Genomic DNA, 18,414 nt, shown 5'->3' on the forward strand with positions numbered 1-18,414 from the left:
TATTTCAATAGGAATTCCATTTTTTTTCAATATATTGTTGGTTTATAGTAAAGAGTAATTTTGGAATAATAATTGCTAATAAATTTTGAATATTAAATAATCATAAAATATTAACTATTAAACATTTAGATATGTATATAGAATTAAAAAATAAAATAAAAAATCAATGTATAGAATATGAAATTAATATTGAAAATCATTATTTTTTAAATAAAATAGATAAAATTATAACTAACTATTTAAATTTTTTGAAATAAAGTAATTACTTATCTTGTTTTATTTTTTTGTTGTCTATAAATTCTGAAATTTCACTCAAAGTAAATACTATAAACAAACCAACAAAAGCAGAATTATAACAACAGAAACAAATATATATTGAAAAAATTAATAAGTTTTCACTTGAATATCATTCTCTACATAAAATTAAAACTGTGGTCATTAAAACACACATTATAATTGATATGCAACTAAAAAATAATCTTAATTTATTAATTTTATATTTTTTCACATTAAATCATTCCTTTCTTAATTGTTTTTAATTTCATCTAAAATAATTTTTGTATTTTTAAACTTTGTTTGAATTTTTTCTAAATCTTTCTGATCAAAATCACTATTTTTAATTTCGTTTAGTAAATTTAAAGCACTATTTAAGTTGTTAATTTGGTTTTCTAACAACTTAATTGCTTGTTGTTTTTGTTCCTCAGTAAATTTGTTTTCTTTTTGACATAGTAAAATTTGATATTCACAATTATTTAGTTCAGACATTTTAATAAATTTTTCTGCTTGTGTTTGTTTTAGTTCTGTTTGATAATCTGTTTCGTTTTCATAATCATTTTTACTATTTTCAAATTCTTTAATTATTTCATCATATTCTTTGGTTTCTGCTGTAATTTCTTGTTTTAATTTTTCATAGTAAAAAACATCTTTTATTATTGGTTTATTCGGTTTTGTTGGTGGTAAGTATGGTTTGTTGTTATTTGCAATATTACCACAACTAATCAAATTCACCGTGTTTGTATACGATAACAAAAATATTGATAACAAACTAATTATTTTTTTCATATTTGTTGTATCCTAAATAAAAACCATTATCTCAATAATTGGGGTTATCAATATTTTCTAAATCTTCTAGTAATTGTTTTAATTGTTCTGATGTTAATTTTTGTTGTGTTGTTTTGTTATCATAATGATTGTTATATTCATTTAGTAAATCATTATTAGCATAATTTTTGCTTTGTAAATTAAACTGTTTTTCATTTTCTTGTTTTAATTTTTCAAAATATAAAATTAAATTTTTTCCCACAATATTACCATTTTTATTATTAACCCTACTATGAACCATATAATTTTTATTTTCATCAATTTCTAAACTAAAATAATTTTGATAACTTGATAAACCTAAACAATTTTTATCTAAAACAACGCAATCTTTTTGTTTGTTTATTAAAATGTGTGTTTTATTATTTATTTCTTGTGAAATTATATTTTGGTTTAAATAAATTTTTTTTATCATATTTAATACCTCACTTTATTTTTTACATTTTTGGCATTTATAGAATTTATTAAGCGTTAATCATTCTGAATTTAAAATAGCGAACTCTTGTTCACATCTAATACAGTCAATAATTATATTTCCATTTAATTTTGCTTTTGGTTTTGAATAATCTTTTTTATGATAATCACCTCGCTTTTTTGCTTTTAATTTTATTTTTCCTAAAATTAATATCCAATAGTAGTTTAAAAATAAATAATTAATTAAACCATAGAACCGCTTCATAACGAACTGGTTCTATATTTTTGTCTGGATCTTTTTTCAATTAATATCAGATAAATGATTTACCACTATATAACCAAATTTATCTTCAACATAATTTTCTATAATTTCATTTCACGATTTTTCTTGTAATTCTTTAAACTTTTTTATTAAATATTCATCAATATCTTTTATATTATCTATCATTCCGCTTGATCAACAATATTCCGTTCAATATTGTTCTAAACTAAATTTATATCAAAAGTTTTCTTTTTCTTAATGATCGGTATTTTTTGAAATTAAATCCGTTATTTTATAATGATCTTTTATATTATCTGAATCTTTTATAACTAAATACATGTTTTATCCTTCTTACTAGGTAATCTGTCATATAATGAATTATCTTTTAAATTAATTATTCTTTCTCATCCACAAGTTCGACACTTATTGTCAAAAGGAAATTCTTCACCTCTACAATTAATACAATATTTATATACTGTAAAATTTTCTTTATATAATTGTGTTTGTTGTAATTCATATTTATCACATACAAGAATTTCTCATTCTTTTTCTAAATTTTTAATTTGTTTATCTTTTTCAACAAGTTCTTTTTTAAGTTTTTCATTTTCTTCTTTAATTTTATCAAATTTAATTGATTCTGTTATATTCATTATTTGAAACCCTCATTTCCAATATAATTATTTTTTGAAAAAAAATAATTATTACTGTATCATAAATCTTTACAATCGTCGTCTATTTTATAAAATATTAAGTTTAAAAAAATAAAATTTTAATATTCAGTATAATAAACATCTTCAAATCATTCTGTTTTTTCACGATGGTTAACTTTGTGAAACTGATTTGGTGTTCCACATTTTTTGCATTTAATAAAAGTATTTTCAGACATACTTTTTCATCTCCTTTATTTTTTATTTATCAAAAATAAAAAACCAACTAATTTTAATAAATAGTTGGTTTAATTTTTTTATCTTATTTGATTTAAGATATTTTCAATATTGTTAACTTTGTCAATTAAAGCTTCCATAATTTGTTCTAAATTGCTTAAATTGTTTTCTGTTGTTGTTTTAATTTCGTTAATTAAATCACTAATTGTATTTTTGATATTATTTTCGAGCATATATATTTTCCTTTCCTCATTTATTTTTTTGTTATATAAAATAGAGAGTAAACAATTGTCTTACTCTCTCTCTTTTCTTTTTGTTTATCATTAGTTATTTGTTAAATAACTTTATTGCTTTTTCTCATTTAGGTAGAGTTTCCCTTAGGCATTGGTTTGGTTAATCACTTGCGACTACTCTTCTGCCCCGTGTAGTAATAATTTAATTAGTTGATTAACCTTATCAGATATCCTCCCACTTCGTTTATTTTTTAGTGTTCCAGCTTGACCACTTTGTGAAATTTCTTACATCTATATATATTTCCTAATTTTTGATATTAATAATTTTCCATTTATTTTGTTCAAAAATTAATTTTTTAATAATTTGATGATTATTTTGGCATTGCAAAGTTAAAAATCAAAGTTTAGCATTTATTTTTTGTTTATTAATAAATTCTAACCTTGCTAAACAATGCCGAGCATATTTTTTACAATATCAACCACCTTTTCTATTTTTGGTTAATTTTGTAAAGTACTCATTGATATAACACTGACATTTATTAATTGATATTGTCTTATTTGCTAATTTAATTTTTAACTCTTTTCAACAGAGTTCTTTTAAAGACACTTTCAAAACCTCCTTATAAATAGTAAGATTTCTAAATTTTTTTATTGTGGAACACTTACCATTTGACCATTGCAGGTTAAAGATTTATCCCCAAACCACGATAACTCTTTTATATTGCCTAAAAGAATTGCCTCCATTATGTCGTAGCGGTACGGCCACCCCTATATTGTTTATCCTCGCTTGCTTGGTTTAACGACATTCCAAGTAGGAGAGTTTTATTCGGTTGGTTTTGCTATTATTTTTTTAAACTAAGCAAGGTTAACGACAATTTTAACCTAATTAAAAAAGACTTATTTTATCTCAGTCTTTTTCTTAGTAGTTTTTTTAAAATTCTCACCAAACGATTTCTTTATGCGGTCAAATTGAAATTAAAATGGCCAATCTTTAAATTATTAATAAACCTTTTAATTTGTTGTAATTTTTGAATATGTGGTAATGTTAATTTAATATTTCCTTTTGGATATTTTTCTTTTAATTCTTGTGGTAATCGTTTTTTAATATAATCTCTTAAATGACTAGGTAATCATTTTCTTAATCAATAACGCCAAAATAAAGTTCCTGCATTAGACACAGCATTACTTAATAATTTTCAAATTTCAACTGGAACACTAGGATAAACATATGGACCATAAAATTTCGGATGTTTTGCTGTTTTTGTATATATTAAAATAGTTAAATTACCTGTTAAAGTTAACTTATTTGTTATATTAAACATACCACTATTAAGCCAACTACTATTTAAAGGTTGTCAATTAGTATTTAGATAATTTTCTTTTTTAAATTGTTCTCTATTTTTAATATTGTTATCTTTTTCTAATTTATTTAATATTTGCTGTATTTCTTTTTTATGATCTTTTTTAATTAAATTTAAATAAGTATAAGGATTTAATCACTGATAAATATCTTCAATTTTATTTGTAATCTTTTGAAAAGGATTAGCATAATATGAAGCAAACTTATTAACCTTATTAATTAAATTAACAAACTTATTTATTAAAGGTTTATTTCCTAAATTTTCTGTTAATAAAGTTAAAATTCGTAATATTAATAAATTCATTGTTTATTAAGAATTTTTAATTACTACTTCAATTGACTTTGTTTTACCAGTTGCTTTGTTTTTACCTTCAATTAAAACTTCAACAATTTTATCATTTGTAATATCAATTGGTCAGTCTTCACCTTTAGGATTAATAGAATAATCAAAATCATTTTCAGTTAAAGAACTATCTACTGTTTTAACTGCTTTTAAAACAACATCTTTAAATTGTGGTTTTAATTCTTCTGGTGTTGTACTTGCTGTGTTTGCAACATGAATGATTGGTTTGTCTATTTTATTAATTTTACTAATATCTATTTTAGCAACGTCTGGTGTTAAAATTGCATTAGATTTTGTTGTATTTATTGGTGTAGAAATTTCATAATCAACCGGCACTCTAAATGTTTTATTTAAATTACTTTTAGCAGTATTTATTTCTTCTTGTGTTGGTTATTTTTCTAAAATAATCTTACATGTTTTTGGATATAAAATTGTTGGTGTTGCATATTGTACTTTACCAATTCATTTAGGGTTAGCAGTATCATTATCTAAAACTTGTTGAATAGTATCCATATTAATTGGATATGCTCATACTTGTTTATTAATAAGTAGACCATTTACATTAGTAAAATTATAACCCTTATCTCGGTTAACTTGTCCTTTTGTATATGTTTTTTCTAAATGAAAACTTTTCGATACCGGAATACCCATTGCGGTATTTTCATATAATTCACCATTAACCATTGCTTTTAATTGAGCTTGTGAACCAATTACTTTTAAATAAGCAGGTGTTAATCCTAAATAGGCTCTTCGACCTAAAACCATAAAAATTTTATCGGTTGGCAAACCAAAATATAGATTACTAATTTGATTAGTTAATTCAATCAAAGTTTCATTTAATGTAAAGAATGCTTTATTTGCTTCATCAGCACTATCGGCTGTATAACTACGAAATGGAATTACTTCATATTGACCATCTGCTAAACAATAATCATAAATAGCTTGAATTAATTCACATTCTAAGTTAACAAATTTATTCTGTACAATACTAGAAATAGCGTTAGCAATAACACCATTTTTAATATTTTGTTCTATCATTGCTAAGTCAAATGCTTCATTCATTAATTTTAAATTAAATCTTTTATTAATAGGCACCGGAATTCTTGTTAATCCCATAGTTTGAGTTGCCCCACCATTTGGTAATGAATAATCATCTTGTCATACCACACGATGAGTTAAATTATATAACGCTTGTCCTGCATTAGGTAATCAAGCAACTTGTTCAGCAGTTGCAGTTGCATATTGCATAATACTTGCATGCTCATTCATTAATGGTCCTCTTAGCATAGCATTAACCATATCAACATAGGCTTTTTGACCTGTTGTATTACCTTGTAATGTAAAATGTGCTTGTGGCAAATTAATTGTTGCCATAATATTTCACTCCCTTATTATCTAAGGTTTTTAAGTGTATAATCAGTTAATTTTTTAATTTCCTCAGGAGTATATGCTCCTTTTTCTTTAATAGTTTCAATTTCATCATTCTTATTTTCAACCGAATTTTCAATCATTTCTTTAATAAAATTAGTGGGTGAAACTGATTATTGTTCTTGCACAAACAAATCAGGTTTTAATTCTTTTAAAGTTTGCATTTTTTCAGATAAAGAACTACCACTAACTTTTTCTAAATTAGTTTTAATATCTTCAATTTTAGTAGATGGAACATCTTTAAAGGCTTTTAATTCATCTAATTCATTAGATAATTTAATAAAGTCTTCTTTTGATATAACATCTTCGCGTTTTTGCACACTTTCTCTAATTTGTTTTGCTTCATTATTAAACTGATTTAAGATATTTTCCGCAATCCCTTCACTTAAACCTTATTCGATTAATTGTTCTTTTATAAGTGCCATTTTTATAAACTCCTCTTTTTTTTATTCTTGTTCGATTAACAAGTCAGCATAACTCTTTTTTACGGAAAAAGATTAAACCTATGAATTAATTATATACTATTATTTTACCAATACAATACTTTTTATACATAAATACTAAACTTAATATATTTTATTACCATTTTAGGTCTTAAAACGCGTGATAATGGTTATTTAACAAAATAAAATTTTTAAAATAATTCATAATTTTGCTTGTATATATATATATATATATATATAATGTCAATAGAAATTGAAAAAGGGAGAAATATAAGTATGAAAAAATTACTAAGTTTATTAAGCATATTAACAATTAGTGGAACTGGTGTGCCAATAATGATTGCTGATATTCCTTATCAAAAAAATACTATTAAAGATTTATCTGAATTAAATTGAACAGGTTTAAATATAAATAAAAATAAAAGAGACACAAAAAACAATCAAACTAAACATATATTTAAAACTAATGGAGCTGACAGACCAACTGAAAAACAAATAAAAAATAAAGTAAAAGAATTAAATCCGCAATTAAATATTAATAACATTAATGTTACAAAAATTACTGAAAATAGCGCGGTAATCACTCTAACTGGTTTTAGTAATACGAAAACAATTAATTTTATAATTGATAAATCTGTTGATTTAAATACTATAATTCCAAATAATACTAGTTTAGGTCAAATAATTGATAATGAGGAGGGTAAACAAAATATTGTAAATATAAGTGAAATACAAATTAAAGATAAATTAAAAAAATTATTTCCGTCATTAAACATTTCAAAAATTAATATTAAACTACTTAGTACACATTCTTCTAAAATTACTTCAAATGATATAAACGTTTATACTGGTGAAACAGATGTTAAATATACCTTACCACTAGGTTTTTATATAAAAAATAATAATTTGGGTGTAATAAAAACTAATGGTCTAAGTATACCAACAGATAATCAAATTAAAGATAAAATAAAAGAATTATACCCTATAATGTTAAAAAGTAGCTTTTTAAATTTTTTGAACATTAATATTATAAATTCTACAAATGCAAAAATTAGTTGTAGACCAAATAATGATACTGTTTCTGATATATTAGATATCAATTTTACAGTTGATAAATCTGTATTACTAAGTACAGTTATTAATAATAATACTTTAGGCGAATTTAAAACTAATAATTTATCTAACCCAACAGGACAACAAATCAAAAATAAAGTAAAAGAATTAAATCCACGGGTAGATATTGATAAAATAAAAGTTGAAAATATTAATAATAACAAAGCAACTATTAATTCTTCTGATTTAACTGTTTATATTGGAAATATAGATGTTAATTATTCTATTTCAATAGATTCACTTAATTGATAATAAAAAAATAATTAAATGAAAAAAATATTAGTCTCCTTAATAACAATCACTTTAATTGGAATAAGTACAGCCAGTTTAGTTGCTTGTAATAATGTAGCAGAATATACACCCGAAGAATTAGCAAAACTAAAAGAAGAAAATCAAATAGACACAACGAATGAAACTGTTAAAAAAAATTTAGAATGAATAGCACCACAAGAAAAACCATTCAATCAAGTTGATGATAAATGATATTTTGTTGTATGGCGTGTAAATAAAAATGATGATTGAAAAATTATTAAATTTTTAAATGATACTTTTTTATCTGATGAGCAAACAAAAGAAATAGATTTAAAAAATAATTATGAATTATTTTTATATAAAGCCCCATATTTTCCAATAGATTTAGTGATTGGTAAAATTAATAATATTGTTTCTATCGTCCAATGACGAGAATATATAAAAAATAAAACTTACTTTAAATCAATATACCGTTGAAATTTAGAAGAAAATAATTTACCTTATTTAGTAATTGATAATAAAGGTAATATAAAAGTTAAGGATGAATAGAAAAAAAGAGATTTAACAATCTCTTTTTTTATTTTTTTATCTTGGTTTAATTGTAATTTTAACTGGGTTAATACTTTTGTTTATAATTCCCAATACATTCGGATTAGAAACATCTATTACAATTTCTTTATCATTACCGAAATTAATTTTAGTATTTGGTCTTCCTATTAATTTAGCAATCAATACTTTTGAAAATCTAATTTTTAATTTTACATCATTAGTATAATATGCTTGTAAATATGTTTCTTTAATTTTATCGTTATCATTATTATATAGTTTTGTTATTTGTAATAAAAAGTAAATTTTTCAAAGCCCCAAAGGAGGTTTATTTTTAGGTTCATAAGTGTTTTCATAATATTTTTCTGGTAATCCATTAGTTTTAAAAGTATCAAGCGTTTTAATATCATTAGTTATTTCTTTTGTATCTATTGTAACGGTATTTGGGAAATTAACTTTATCAGTTTGTGAATAATTACTTTCTAATAAATTTAAATCTTCTAACAAGCATATTGTTTTATTACAATTTGTATATCCAGTTAATAATTTAACATCTCTATTAGGAATAAAATTATCTATATCACATGGTCCACACTCAACTTGTAAATTACCTAAATTACTTATTTCAATAGTTTTATACGCGTCTTGAAATTTACTGATATTTTTAATTGTTGGGTCAATTTGTTTTAAATCAATTTCAACCCCATAATAACCTTTATATTCTGTTGTATTATCAAATAAATTAACATCATCAAATGGTGATGGTGCAAGTTGACATTTTGGAGTTGCAGTAATTTTAGTTTTTAATGGTTGTACTACACCAGCGGGCATAATATCTTTTGTATAAGTTTTATAGTTATATGGAGCTGGTGGTAAAACATATTCAGGGTAATTAAATGTTGGTATTTCATAATCGTGCGGTAATAAGAAACTATTTTTATAATTAGTTGTCATATCTCGTAAATAATTATTTAATGTACTTTTTGTTTTACCTCTAAAACTTCATACTGATAATCTTAAATAATCTTCTTCATTATTTGTATATGGGTTATCAGCATAAAAGATAATTTCAAAATTACCTTTATATAATGCTTGGATTGAAAACATATCAATTATATAACTACAATTTATCCCATCGGGTGTTTGTAAGAATTCACAATCATTATCTTCTTCACCGTCACTAACTGGTGTTTGAGCATCTACTGCTGTTGTAAGTTCATTAATTAAATAAATTCGGTTAGTTTTTTGATTTAATTGTTTTAGATTATATGTTGAATAAACTATATTATTTGTTGGTTTACCATCCTTAGTTAAAACAGTACCTACTAATTTATCAGTTAATAAAGTAGTAAACCCAAAGCTAGTGGCATTTGCTCCAAAAATAGCACCAACTTTATCATTACCTTGTTCTCTAAATATTTCAAATGGTAAATAACCTTTACCTTTTGAGTTTTCAGATCAAAAAGCATAATTATAAAAACTATAAATATTAGCACTCATAAAACCATTTAATCATTGAAAATTAGGTCATGATTTTTCATTTTGATTAATTACTCAACCCCAGGGAATACCAAAAGAAATAAAGTTTAAAAATTTACCAACCCCGCCAGGTATCGTAAAAGGATTAAAAACTAATTTTTGTGTATAGTTTAAAGGTAATATTGTAATTTGACGATTAATAAAATTATTCATATTTAAAATATCTCAAACATTACATGCACCCATTTTATTATATTCAATTTGAACACTACCAACAGTATTACCAAATTCATCTTTTCTTCTAAAATATGATGATGCTTGGGTACTAATTATATTATCAACTGTACCACCGTTTGTTTTTATTTTGTTTGGTGGTTTTATTTTTCAATATTTAGACCAGTAAAACTTAGAATCTTTATCTTCTTTATGAACATATCTACCAACAGTAGAATTAGATTCTGATGTAGTAAAAGGGTCCGTTATAACGATACCTTCACTATTTTTCTGTTTTCAAAAGCCATACCTACTTTCCATATCTTTTTTTCAACTTTCATAACCAGTTATCATTGTTGGTTGAATCCCTTGAATGTTATATCAACTTACTTCTGGTGATGCATAAGTATTGACTTTATCGGGTGGACAAGGAAACATATTATACATTAATAAATCTCGGGAATTCATTACTTTTTTATTAAACTGACCTTTAATAATTGGTCGCCCAATAACAGGCATATCAAAAAAGATCGGATTACCATAAAATTTAACAGCCATCGCTCTAACACCGGGGTCTTTTAGTAAAACATTATCTAATTCAATGGTTGATGTATTTGTCTTTTCATTATAAATTATTTTAGGAAAACAATAACCTTCGCCAGGGGCACTTGTTTGAATAAATTGTCGTACTGATAAACCGCTATTACTAATTTTGTCATTAATACTTGAAAATGTAATTTCTTGTCATAAAAAACTACCATCATACGGTGAATAATAATTAATAACACTTGATGGATATAATCATTGTCTATCTTGCGGTGCAATATTTATATTACCACCACCAATATTTAAATCATGGTCATTAAAAACAGTATAAAAATTATAATAATCATTAATATTTAATTTATTGACGTCCTCATCTAAAATTAATAAAGTATATTGTCTTTCGGTTGATTGCTGTGTAAATACTTGCTCAAATTTGGCTTCACCAAATTGAATTGAACTTCTATCATCAATCATATAGGCATCTCAATATTTACCAACTTTAACTTCTTTTGTATAAAAGTTATCGGCTTTATTATCATTATTAATAAAATAACTTAATTTATATTGCTTTAAGTATTCTAACATTCTATTAATATCATAAATGTTTTCACCATCAATTAATTTTCAATAAACATTGCTATTTTCATCTTTTAATTTTATAGCGAGCGGTGTCTCATTATTTGCTCATATCGTTGAGTTAACTGGTTGATTTTTAAAATCACTAATCGTTAAGATATTAATTTCTTCACCTTTGTGTTTTTGGACTATTTTTAAATTATCTTGTCATTGAGCAATCGTACTTTCCATGTTATCAAATATTCTTGAATAACTACCATAATCACTTGGCTTTGCATTATTAGGTTTTCAACCTGTTTCAGTATCAGGAATATATGAACTATAAACATTAAAAGGAAATGCCATTCAATGCCTGTTATCTTTTATGTTTTCTCTGATATCTATTAAAGTATCATTGGCTTGTCTTCTTAATTCTTCTATAACCCCGGGGTTAATTCTACTCATTTTTTAATTCTCCTTAATTTCTGTTCTACCTTGCAAGGCATTTTGATTATTACCAGTTTCATCATATTCTAGTAATTTATTATTATGTTCGATTTCTTTGGCTTGCATTTTATCTTGTCATTGTTCTACTTTTTCAAAATATTTAGTTGCTTCTAATTCATCAACATTATCATATTCCGTTATTGCTCTTATTGGCTCCATTGTACCATTCTCTAATCTGGCAGTAATTAATTCATTTTGTCGCATTTGGTCAACTAAACTAGCACTAATAAAATCAAATCCATAAGGGCGTTCACCATTTCCATCTCATAAATCATAATATTTTAAAACAGTATCAAACATCTTAGTATAATATTGCTTACGATATGCTTGTAAATATGCTTGTTTTTCTAAGTCTTTTGTTTTAGTTAATAATGACTGTGTTTTATTCTGGTCATTATCTGATTTATCACCAAAAGGACTAGAAAAATGACATGCTAAATATACTTGCTCAATAATTGATTTTTGATCTTCGGTATATGTTTCTAATGTTGGTGCACCTTGTACTACTTGTAAAGATTGTGATGATGTCCCATCTGCTGTCGTTTGACCTGATTGAATAAAAATATCATCAAATACATTAGACTGCACCCAAAAAAGTAAGTAAAGAAAAAAAGTCTTTGCTAACTTTAGACTGCATCCTGTTTAGTAAGTATTAATAAAAAGGTTTACAAACTTTCATTTATTATATATTTTTCTTTTTGGTTTGAATATCATTTATTTCATTTTTTAACATCATTAATATATTCATTATGAGATTTATAATTTTTATTATGGATTGTTCCTTTTTTAAGTAATGAATGAAAACTTTCAATAATAATGTTGTCTGCACAATGATAATTTTTACCCATTGAAATTATAATTTTGTTATCTAAACATTTACTATTGTAATCTTTAGATGTATATTGATATCCGTGATCTGAATGAATTATTATTTTATTTAAATCTTTTTTTATTTTTTTAATTTTATTAATTGCATCATTTAAATTATCAATTACAAGTTTGTTATTATTAAATTTTGATCATTTTACATCAATAATTTCTTTAGTATATCCATCAAGTATTGTTGATTGATAATGTTTTTTACCATTTCAAATTAAATAAGTTACATCAGTAAATAAAATTGAAAATCTTTCTTTAATATCATTAAAATTACGATTTACTAAATCAGGATATTTAATTATATTTTTATTTCTATTTTGTTTTATTAATATTTTTCTACGCATACGCTTTACATATTCAGCTTGAATATTATTTTCTTTCATAATTCGCAATACTTTCTTAGCATTATAAATAATGCCATAATCTTCTTTTAAATATTTGGTAATTCGACGATAACCAAATTGTTTTAAATTTTCTTCATAGACTTTTACAATATTTTTTAATGATTCGCTATCCTTACCATTACTTGAATAATTTTTATATTTATCTCAATAACTACGCTTTAAATCTGTTATATCAAGTAATAAATTTAGTGGATATTTATTAATGTTTTCTTTGATAAAAGATACAATTTTTCTTTTATTTAATTGTAAAAGTCATGAAGCTTTTTTAGTAATTCATACCTAACTTTGTAATAGTTTAAATCTCTTTTTTCAAATGATTCTTTTGGACCTTTATTGGTGTTTAAAATTCCTTTCTTAAAATTTTCATACCATGAAGCAACAGTTTTTTTATTAATTTGATATTTTTTTGCAATAAAACTTATACTATTATTTTTAACCTCGTGTACTATCATTTTTCGAAAATATGCTGTATATTTATTAAATTTTTGTCCTTTTCTTGCCATATAAAAATGCACCTCCTTTAAAGTTTAGCAAAGACTTTTTTTCTTTACTTACTTTTTTGGGTGCATTCTATACACTAATGAGGTTTTAACAAAATTTAAAGATATGATTGTAAGTAATAATTTAATGGGTAAAATGAAAGGAATAATAACAGACCGCGGGAAAGAATTTAGTAAGTGAAGAGAAATGGAAATATTTGCTGAAACACAAGTATATTTTTGTGACCCTGCTTCACCACAACAAAAACCATTAATTGAATATATGAATGGTGAATTTAGACATTGATTTAAAAAAGGAACTGATTTTAATAATGTTAGTCAACAAGAAATAGATTGAGTAGTTGATGTTATAAATGATAAACTTCGACCGTATTTAAACTGAGTAAGTGCAAAAGAAATATTTTTACAAAATATTAAGTAAATTTTTATTAATTAAATTTAATAAATTATTTTTTAGTGTGTCAAAATATGTTCAAAATAATAACAATTTATAAATAATTTATTTTTTTTAAAAAATAGTTGCATTTATTTTAAATAATGTTATTATCAATTTAACAAGAGATACAAATTTGGAGCTTGTATCTACACAATGCCCTTTTTTTATTTTTTTAATTTTATTAATTGCATCATTTAAATTATCAATTACAAGTTTGTTATTATTAAATTTTGATCATTTTACATCAATAATTTCTTTAGTATATCCATCAAGTATTGTTAATTGATAATGTTTTTTACCATTTCAAATTAAATAAGTTACATCAGTAAATAAAATTGAAAATATTTCTTTAATATCATTAAAATTATGATTTACTAAATCAGGATATTTAATTATATTTTTATTTCTATTTTGTTTTATTAATATTTTTCTACGCATACGCTTTACATATTCAGCTTGAATATTATTTTCTTTCATAATTCGCAATACTTTCTTAGCATTATAAACAATGCCATAATCTTCTTTTAAATATTTGGTAATTCGACGATAACCAAATTGTTTTAAATTTTCTTCATAGACTTTTACAATATTTTTTAATGATTCGCTATCCTTACCATTACTTGAATAATTTTTATATTTATCTCAATAACTACGCTTTAAATCTGTTATATCAAGTAATAAATTTAGTGGATATTTATTAATGTTTTCTTTGATAAAAGATACAATTTTTCTTTTATTTAATTGTAAAAGTCATGAAGATTTTTTAGTAATTCATACCTAACTTTGTAATAGTTTAAATCTCTTTTTTCAAATGATTCTTTTGGACCTTTATTGGTGTTTAAAATTCCTTTCTTAAAATTTTCATACCATGAAGCAACAGTTTTTTTATTAATTTGATATTTTTTTGCAATAAAACTTATACTATTATTTTTAACCTCTCGTACTATCATTTTTCGAAAATATGCTGTATATTTATTAAATTTTTGTCCTTTTCTTGCCATATAAAAATGCACCTCCTTTAAAGTTTAGCAAAGATTTTTTTCTTTACTTACTTTTTTGGGTGCAGTCTAGTCTATAGTCTATAACCTGCTTTTTTATTAGAGTTTTTGTTATTTTAAATTTTGTAAAATTGATTCAATACTATTAGCATTATCTAATGAATGATCAAAAATAAATTCTAAATCAGGACAACGATAAATTTCTAATTTATGCGCTAATTTACTACGGATTTCATTTTTATAATTTTGCACAATAGGATTAAGCTCTGCTTCTGCTTTATTTAATAATGATGAATAATAAACCTTGGCATGGCCTAAATCATTTGATAATTTTACCGCATGCACTGATAAAGTATTTAAAATCTCATCGCGAATTTCGCGTTGCATAATAATTGTTAAATCACGAGCAATCAAAGATTGTATTCTTTCAACTTTAATTTTATTTGCCATTGTCTCACCTTTTTTCTAACTTATTAATATTATAGCAAAGCATTTCCTAAAAACAAATAATTTTATTACGAAACAAAATTATTTTAAAACAAAAAAGGACCCAATGGATTAGTTAGATAATATAACTAAAAAATAATTTTTATGATAATATGTAAATATATCACGGAGGGATTATGAAATGTTGAAATTATCGAATTTGATACAAAGATTATCTTTGATATTATAAAGTAATAATTGCTATCTTAGCTTTTGCTTTTTTAACTTATGGTTTTTATATGGATATTTTTAAAGAATTTTGATATGTTAAAGGAAGAAATTTTACCAGTTTACAAAATTATGATATCTTATTAAGTTTTTATTCAGTGCAAGTTAATATTATAACGATTGTTTGATTAGTATTAGCCATTTTTAATCATCATCGTGAACAAAAAAGTTTATTTTTCTCCACCAATGCAAAATTGAGTATTCTAAATTGAAACTTATTAATATTTTTTATCTTTTGAATTGGCATTATCATTGGTTATAAAAACGGAGCAGTAATAATTGCCGATTATAGTAAAGCTCAAATTAGTTGTACAATTGTTACTCATTTTATTATGCCAATTCTCTTTTTTGGTTATACCTTCTTATCATTTGGTGATCATTATTTGAGTTGAACAAAAGAATTTTTGCAAAAAGACTGCTGAGTTAGTTTAAGTTATCCATTTTTTTATTTAATGTATGTTATTGTCCGAGCAGCCGCTTGAATACAAGATGGAAATATCGATTGGGCTTATCCTTATCCATTCTTAAATATTCATAATAAACCAATGATTCCGGGCGCATCGCGAGCACAAGCAGCATGCTTTATTGCTTTTATCTTCATTATTGTTTTCACTATTTTTCACGTTGGGTTACAAAGTCTTAATAATGCAATGTATCGGGTTTTTAACCATTATCAAGACAAAACACTATGATATGAAAAAGGCTACCAAAGCAAAAATAAAAATAAAAAAACAAATCAATAAAATAGTGATTAAATAAATAACTTTATTTAATCACTATTTTCGTTTTGCAGTGGTTATAAAATTGATTATCACCGTTAAATATTCCGTTGGGCTATGATATATGCCCCGCACATGATCACAATCAAATACAATCCGGCGACTAATTTTCTGTTTTTAATATTTCCGTTTATTTTGATAAGCTTCGCGGCCCATTACATATGGTGTGGCATGATCACGTTTATTTAAAATGTATTATGTAAATTCAAGCAGCAAATTCTGTCTCTTGTTAGTATGATAATAACATCATTTAAAATAAATGCAACTATTTTTTTAAAAAAATTAAAATATTTGTAAATTTAGTCTATTTTAAGCATATTTAAGCACACTGAAAAATAATTTATTAAATTTTTAAAATAAAATTATCTAAAATTATTTAAAAATAATTCTTTAGATGTTCTTTAATTTAAACAAGGCCTTAATTTTTCATTTATAACATTAATTACTCAATCTATTTCTTGTTGAGTAACATTATTAAAATCCGTTCCCTTAAGGTATCGTTTCCTAAATTCACGGTTCATTCTTTCAATTAAGGGTTTTTGTTTTGGTGAACCTGGGTCACAATAATAAACATTAGAACCAGTAATCTTTTCCATTTCTTCAAACTTACTAAATTCTTTTCCTCTATCAGTTATAATTCCTTTAATTTTTCCAACTAAACCATTAATTCTAACTAATTCTTCAAGTTTTTCTAAAACTTCATTAGCAGTATTTTCTTCTAATTTCATTGCAAAATAATTTTTACTATTTTGTTCAACTAATACTAAACAACTAGATTGATGGTCTTTACCAACTACCGTATCCATTTCAAATCAACCAACATCAGTCTCTTTATTTTCAATATCTCATATTGACCTAAATCTTTCATTTAATTTACCACGATTATCAGGTCTTTTCTTTGTTCTATTTCTTCTGCCACCATTTAATAAATTTTTCTTTAACAAACCCAAAAGACCTAAATAAATTCATTTATAAAATGTTTTAAGGCAGGAAGGAAATTTGACACTAAACTTTATTAAAAATCGCTGAATAATTTCTGCTGGTGAATCACAAAAAATATTAAATCGTAAATTTAAAAATTCTTGTTGTTCTTCTGTAAATGTAGGTAGTTTTTTAATAGATTTTTTACGCTTTTGTTTATAATCTTTTTGCGCTTCATATGGATTATAATCTTCTATATTTTTAAATCTATTAATTTCTCTTTTAACAGTATTAACTGCACGACCCGCTTGTCTTGATATTTTAGATAAATTAAGTATGCCATTTTTCTTTTTACAAGTATCAGATAAAAATAAATCTTTAAACAAATATCGCTCATCAAATTTTACATGTGTATAGTATTGCATTTTTCTGTCTCCAATCTTTTAATTTATTTATAACATTAAATTAAAAAAATGAAATTATTATATTGACAAATATTTTTATAGGTATATAATTTAAACAATAAACAGTAAGTAAATTCTGTCTCTTAAAGCTGTTTATAAAAAATAAAGTAATTAAGTTTACTTTTTTTTATTTTTATATAAAATATAAATAATAAAAAAGAACCAACTCGGTTCTTTTATACATTTCTATTTACTCTTTTATTTAATCATATTCATTAAATAATAGCAATTTTAATATGCAAAAAGGAGTAAAAAATGAAAGAATTTAATCCAAAAACAGCAAGTTTGGCAACTTTTTATCGTAAAATAGAGCAATTTTGAGAAAATAAATCACCTAATAAACCATATACTTTAAATGATTTATTCAATGGATTCAACCTTTCTCGCAAGTGAAGATATGATACTTATGCGAGCAACAAGATAGTTCCTTTGATTGAACGACAAGTTGATAAAATTGAAAGTGAACTTATTAAACAAATGGTTAAAACGCCTGATGGGGTAAAAACATATTGACAACGAGCATTTAATTATAAATATTCCTTACAAGAAAAAGAACTTGAAAAAGAATTAAACTTAAATAATCAACAACCAATAATTGTTAATTTACAAACGGATATTAGAGATATTAAAAAATAAAGTGATA

General features: G+C 23.9%; 23 protein-coding genes and 3 pseudogenes. 5 read left to right on the forward strand and 21 right to left on the reverse strand.

What is annotated here, in order from left to right:
• Window positions 1–525: 525 nt before the first annotated feature.
• From AACK78_RS06330 to AACK78_RS06380, 11 genes are all read right to left on the reverse strand, one after another.
• Window positions 526–1,008, reverse strand: a complete 483-nt coding sequence (locus tag AACK78_RS06330; protein ID WP_338955170.1) for a hypothetical protein — start codon at window positions 1,006–1,008, stop codon at window positions 526–528.
• A gap of 37 nt (window positions 1,009–1,045) precedes the next feature.
• Window positions 1,046–1,513 (reverse strand): hypothetical protein, encoded by a 468-nt coding sequence (locus tag AACK78_RS06335; RefSeq protein WP_338955119.1) that lies wholly within the window; start codon window positions 1,511–1,513, stop codon window positions 1,046–1,048.
• A 15-nt stretch (window positions 1,514–1,528) separates the two neighbouring features.
• The gene (locus AACK78_RS06340; RefSeq protein WP_338955117.1) at window positions 1,529–1,777 is read right to left on the reverse strand and encodes a hypothetical protein; all 249 of its coding nucleotides are present in this window, start codon (window positions 1,775–1,777) and stop codon (window positions 1,529–1,531) included.
• A 12-nt stretch (window positions 1,778–1,789) separates the two neighbouring features.
• Window positions 1,790–1,960, reverse strand: a complete 171-nt coding sequence (locus AACK78_RS06345; protein WP_338955115.1) for a hypothetical protein — start codon at window positions 1,958–1,960, stop codon at window positions 1,790–1,792.
• 143 nt (window positions 1,961–2,103) lie between these two features.
• Window positions 2,104–2,424: a hypothetical protein gene (locus AACK78_RS06350; protein ID WP_338955114.1), complete on the reverse strand. Its 321-nt coding sequence runs from the start codon at window positions 2,422–2,424 to the stop codon at window positions 2,104–2,106.
• 314 nt (window positions 2,425–2,738) lie between these two features.
• Window positions 2,739–2,891, reverse strand: coding sequence for a hypothetical protein (locus tag AACK78_RS06355; RefSeq protein ID WP_215825551.1), 153 nt, complete (start codon window positions 2,889–2,891; stop codon window positions 2,739–2,741).
• A gap of 304 nt (window positions 2,892–3,195) precedes the next feature.
• The gene (locus tag AACK78_RS06360; protein ID WP_338955110.1) at window positions 3,196–3,498 is read right to left on the reverse strand and encodes a hypothetical protein; all 303 of its coding nucleotides are present in this window, start codon (window positions 3,496–3,498) and stop codon (window positions 3,196–3,198) included.
• 349 nt (window positions 3,499–3,847) lie between these two features.
• Window positions 3,848–4,555, reverse strand: coding sequence for a hypothetical protein (locus tag AACK78_RS06365; RefSeq protein WP_338955172.1), 708 nt, complete (start codon window positions 4,553–4,555; stop codon window positions 3,848–3,850).
• Window positions 4,556–4,561: 6 nt separating this feature from the next.
• Window positions 4,562–4,930: a hypothetical protein gene (locus tag AACK78_RS06370; protein WP_338955174.1), complete on the reverse strand. Its 369-nt coding sequence runs from the start codon at window positions 4,928–4,930 to the stop codon at window positions 4,562–4,564.
• A 54-nt stretch (window positions 4,931–4,984) separates the two neighbouring features.
• Entirely contained in the window at window positions 4,985–5,968 is a 984-nt protein-coding gene (locus tag AACK78_RS06375) for a hypothetical protein (protein ID WP_338955175.1), read from the reverse strand.
• A gap of 167 nt (window positions 5,969–6,135) precedes the next feature.
• Window positions 6,136–6,342, reverse strand: a complete 207-nt coding sequence (locus tag AACK78_RS06380) for a hypothetical protein (RefSeq protein WP_338955176.1) — start codon at window positions 6,340–6,342, stop codon at window positions 6,136–6,138.
• A 399-nt stretch (window positions 6,343–6,741) separates the two neighbouring features.
• On the opposite strand from AACK78_RS06380, the gene AACK78_RS06385 reads away from it, so the two are divergent.
• Both AACK78_RS06385 and AACK78_RS06390 read left to right on the forward strand, forming a co-directional pair.
• A complete protein-coding gene (locus AACK78_RS06385) occupies window positions 6,742–7,830 on the forward strand; it encodes a hypothetical protein (protein ID WP_338955177.1) in 1,089 nt (362 codons plus the stop codon).
• Between the two features lie 15 nt (window positions 7,831–7,845).
• On the forward strand, window positions 7,846–8,379 hold the full coding sequence (locus tag AACK78_RS06390; protein ID WP_338955179.1) for a hypothetical protein: 534 nt from the start codon (window positions 7,846–7,848) through the stop codon (window positions 8,377–8,379).
• A gap of 36 nt (window positions 8,380–8,415) precedes the next feature.
• Here AACK78_RS06390 and AACK78_RS06395 read toward each other — a convergent pair whose 3' ends face one another.
• The 5 genes and pseudogenes from AACK78_RS06395 to AACK78_RS06410 form a co-directional block, all read right to left on the reverse strand.
• Window positions 8,416–11,634 carry a hypothetical protein gene (locus tag AACK78_RS06395; protein ID WP_338955180.1) on the reverse strand — a complete coding sequence of 1,073 codons (3,219 nt, stop codon included), beginning with the start codon at window positions 11,632–11,634 and terminating at the stop codon, window positions 8,416–8,418.
• A 3-nt stretch (window positions 11,635–11,637) separates the two neighbouring features.
• Entirely contained in the window at window positions 11,638–12,264 is a 627-nt protein-coding gene (locus AACK78_RS06400; protein WP_338955181.1) for a hypothetical protein, read from the reverse strand.
• Between the two features lie 77 nt (window positions 12,265–12,341).
• Complete coding sequence (locus AACK78_RS06405; RefSeq protein ID WP_338954388.1) at window positions 12,342–12,938, reverse strand: DDE-type integrase/transposase/recombinase; 597 nt, start codon at window positions 12,936–12,938, stop codon at window positions 12,342–12,344.
• Between the two features lie 21 nt (window positions 12,939–12,959).
• Window positions 12,960–13,232 (reverse strand): annotated as a pseudogene (locus AACK78_RS07750) (hypothetical protein); the annotation flags it as partial.
• Window positions 13,199–13,462: a transposase family protein gene (locus AACK78_RS06410; protein WP_338954456.1), complete on the reverse strand. Its 264-nt coding sequence runs from the start codon at window positions 13,460–13,462 to the stop codon at window positions 13,199–13,201. The gene AACK78_RS06410 and the pseudogene AACK78_RS07750, both read right to left, overlap by 34 nt.
• A 79-nt stretch (window positions 13,463–13,541) precedes the next feature.
• Between AACK78_RS06410 and AACK78_RS06415 the strand changes: the two are divergent.
• Window positions 13,542–13,880, forward strand: a pseudogene (locus tag AACK78_RS06415) (IS30 family transposase); the annotation flags it as partial.
• Window positions 13,881–13,967: 87 nt separating this feature from the next.
• On the opposite strand, the gene AACK78_RS06420 reads toward AACK78_RS06415, so the two are convergent.
• The 4 genes and pseudogenes from AACK78_RS06420 to rbfA all read right to left on the reverse strand — a co-directional run bounded on the left by AACK78_RS06420 (window position 13,968) and on the right by rbfA (window position 15,343).
• On the reverse strand, window positions 13,968–14,372 hold the full coding sequence (locus AACK78_RS06420; RefSeq protein WP_338955183.1) for a hypothetical protein: 405 nt from the start codon (window positions 14,370–14,372) through the stop codon (window positions 13,968–13,970).
• A 21-nt stretch (window positions 14,373–14,393) separates the two neighbouring features.
• Window positions 14,394–14,666: pseudogene (locus AACK78_RS07755) on the reverse strand (hypothetical protein); the annotation flags it as partial.
• Complete coding sequence (locus AACK78_RS06425) at window positions 14,633–14,896, reverse strand: transposase family protein (RefSeq protein ID WP_338955184.1); 264 nt, start codon at window positions 14,894–14,896, stop codon at window positions 14,633–14,635. The pseudogene AACK78_RS07755 and the gene AACK78_RS06425, both read right to left, overlap by 34 nt.
• A 108-nt stretch (window positions 14,897–15,004) precedes the next feature.
• Window positions 15,005–15,343, reverse strand: a complete 339-nt coding sequence (gene rbfA / locus AACK78_RS06430; protein ID WP_338955185.1) for a 30S ribosome-binding factor RbfA — start codon at window positions 15,341–15,343, stop codon at window positions 15,005–15,007.
• A 173-nt stretch (window positions 15,344–15,516) separates the two neighbouring features.
• Between rbfA and AACK78_RS06435 the strand changes: the two genes are divergently transcribed.
• Entirely contained in the window at window positions 15,517–16,350 is an 834-nt protein-coding gene (locus AACK78_RS06435; protein ID WP_338955186.1) for a hypothetical protein, read from the forward strand.
• Between the two features lie 437 nt (window positions 16,351–16,787).
• Here AACK78_RS06435 and AACK78_RS06440 read toward each other — a convergent pair whose 3' ends face one another.
• Window positions 16,788–17,732: an IS30 family transposase gene (locus tag AACK78_RS06440; RefSeq protein ID WP_338955188.1), complete on the reverse strand. Its 945-nt coding sequence runs from the start codon at window positions 17,730–17,732 to the stop codon at window positions 16,788–16,790.
• 294 nt (window positions 17,733–18,026) lie between these two features.
• Here AACK78_RS06440 and AACK78_RS06445 point away from each other — a divergent pair, with 294 nt between their 5' ends.
• The gene (locus tag AACK78_RS06445; protein ID WP_338955189.1) at window positions 18,027–18,407 is read left to right on the forward strand and encodes a hypothetical protein; all 381 of its coding nucleotides are present in this window, start codon (window positions 18,027–18,029) and stop codon (window positions 18,405–18,407) included.
• The last annotated feature ends 7 nt before the right edge of the window (window positions 18,408–18,414 follow it).

The organism is Spiroplasma endosymbiont of Polydrusus cervinus, assembly GCF_964019755.1.
Taxonomy (GTDB): Bacteria; Bacillota_I; Bacilli_A; order Mycoplasmatales; family Mycoplasmataceae; genus Spiroplasma.